This is a genomic window from Streptomyces sp. SD15 (assembly GCF_054462255.1).
The window spans coordinates 1-2,465 of the sequence record NZ_JBTLMO010000129.1; the positions used below are offsets into that span (position 1 = coordinate 1).

Sequence of the window (2,465 nt, forward strand, 5' to 3'; positions counted from 1 at the left end):
ATGGACGGTTCGAGTAGGCCGAATGCGTGAACCGCGTCGAGTGCGTGCGTCACGGGTCTGATCAGGGGAGGTGTCGGCGTGAGGTCTCAAAAGATGCTTAACCGTTCGCACTCTGGACAAGGTTGACGTGACGGGCTGATCGACGTTCCTCACTCAGCGGCGAGGCCAACATCTTCCGGTGGGCATGGATCTGCAGCAGTTGACCGAGTACCGCTACCGGGCCGTCCGCGAGGTGCTCGGCGAGCGCAAGGGACTCACGCGGCTGAGCCTGGAGACCGGCGCGGCCGAGTTCTTCCTGCCCGCAAGGAAGCTGTACGAGAAGTCCGGGTTCGTTCACTGCGAGCCGTTCGCTGACTACCAACCCGACCCGAACAGTACGTTCATGACGAAGGTGCTCTAAAAAATCTCGATCCACAGGTCTTGACGATTACTCGTGTATGCGGTCCTCGATCCACTCCTGGTCCTTGTCCCGCCTCGCGGGCCGCCGCGGTCCACAGCCGGCGCAGCGGCCAGACAGGGAGGTCCAGGGCGCGCACCAGGTGATCTCCCAGCCGGGGTAGTACTCCACGCCGCGCAGGAGCGTGGAGATGCGGGTCTAGGAGTAGCCGGTGAGGCTGACGAGGTCGTCGAGGGTGAGACGGCAGGCGGACAGGCGGCTACGGACCGGCTTCAGCCACGCCCGGTGACAGACGTCCGCCTCGTCTGAGATCGGCCCCGGCTTGCGGCCCCGCCTGCGTCGAACCAGATGGTGGCGGATCGGCGCCTTGACACCAGTCGCGGCTCGCTGTTTACGCCGGTGGTTCGTTTCAGCAAGCCCCGGGACGGCGTTGGCGGCCGGGTCGTCGACGATGAGGACGGCGGAGTCCCGATCGTCCTCGGTGATGCCCCAGTGGCGGAGCAGGTCGTCGGTGAAGTGGCGAAGGGCCGCGACTGAGACGTCCTGGGAGGGGAGGGTGAGGACGGCCGTCTGGTCTACGGCGGAGGGCGCCGCGGGGTTGAAGTGGGTTCCGGTGTCCGGCCGGTCGGTGAGGAGCATGGCCACCGCCTTCGGAAGAGATCTGACCGGGCGGGCTGCCGAAGGTGGCCCTGCGCCGGTGTCCGACACCTGCATGAGGTGGGGGCCGCGCCGGTGCCAACACTTTCCCCGAGAGGTCTTGCAGATTTTTTTCGGCGGCGGCCCACTGTCCCCGCCAGCACCGTCAACACAGTGAGACACCGCTGGTCGAGGCGTGGAAGAGCCCTGACGCCGGGGTCCGCACCACCCAACACGGGCAAGGGCGGAACGGGGCCGTACCCGCCATACAGACCGCCGCCGCGCACCGCCGTGTGACGCCCGGCGTCGGCCCGGCCTTTCGATCGGCCCGGGTGGCCCTACCAGCCCACGACCATTCCGTCGGCCGTCCCCGGCCCTCGCCGAGGACAGTCACGCGTATCGGCCCATCGGCCGCCCTGCCTGCAAAGGGGCACGAGGCACACATGCACGCACTGCGCGGTTTGAAGGACGTCGGCGGTTCGCCGGGGACGTGCGGGCCGAGCGACCGGATCTGTCGCTCCTGTGTCCGCTGCTTATGGGAGCGGTGTCGAACCCGCCCCCGCAGGGCGGCGGCGGGTTCGGCGTTGGTGGAGCCGTCGGCGACCGCGCGGAGCACGTCGCGCTCCCGGTCGGGAAGGGGGGCACCTCCCATGCCTTTGCGGATGGGCGCGGGGCGCAGGGCGCCCATTCGTGCCGACCTGCACACCGCCGGATGGTTGCGCGCCGGACCCCGGCCGGGTGGCCGTCTCTCGCCTATCGGGACCGCCCCCATCCGTCAAGTCCCGAAATTCAGGGGTATGACGAAATTCGATTGCCGTGACTTGATTGAGAAACAAGTTCACGCAGAGCAGGTGGTCCATATCGCTCGGAACAGTTGGCGGTGCAACTTACGGGCAACGCGCCCACCACCGAAAGATCCGTGAACAGGCAGGCCGTTCGACGGCCGCACCCTTTCTTTCTCACCGGAGGCGAATTCCCATGGCTCACACCCCCGGGCAGCGGCGTCTTGTGATGCTCATTGCCACAACCGTCCTGACTGCAGGAGGCGCACTGGTACCCGCCAGCGCGTTCGCCGCCTCGCCGTCGCACGTCCGGACCGTAACCACGACGGCAGCCGACCACGGCGGTCACGACCACGACGGCCGCGATAACCACGGCGGCCATGGCCGCCACGATGACCACGACCGCCACGACGACGACGGCACCGGAGACCCCAGCGGCGGTAAGGGAGGCCCCAGCGGACGTCCCACAACCACAGGGGGTTGCGGCGGCGACTGCGAACCTTATCCCTGGAGTGAACCCGAAGGCACGCAGCATGGCGGCACCGGCGGGGGCTAGCACCTCCCCTGCTCGCTTTAGAACTCCTATCGGAATGACTTCAGGCGCCGCCAGCAGATGAGTGCGCATCCGAGGGTGAGGAAGGCTTCGTGGA

Annotated in this window: 1 protein-coding gene and 1 pseudogene; one reads left to right on the forward strand and one right to left on the reverse strand. The window is 67.7% G+C overall.

Annotation, left to right across the window (positions count from 1 at the left end):
• Positions 1-244 precede the first annotated feature (244 nt).
• A pseudogene (locus tag ACX28W_RS43825) lies at positions 245-400 on the forward strand (GNAT family N-acetyltransferase); the annotation flags it as partial.
• Positions 401-595: 195 nt separating this feature from the next.
• Here the strand turns inward: ACX28W_RS43825 and ACX28W_RS43830 are convergent.
• On the reverse strand, positions 596-1,036 hold the full coding sequence (locus ACX28W_RS43830; protein ID WP_459005677.1) for a hypothetical protein: 441 nt from the start codon (positions 1,034-1,036) through the stop codon (positions 596-598).
• Between the last annotated feature and the right edge of the window lie 1,429 nt (positions 1,037-2,465).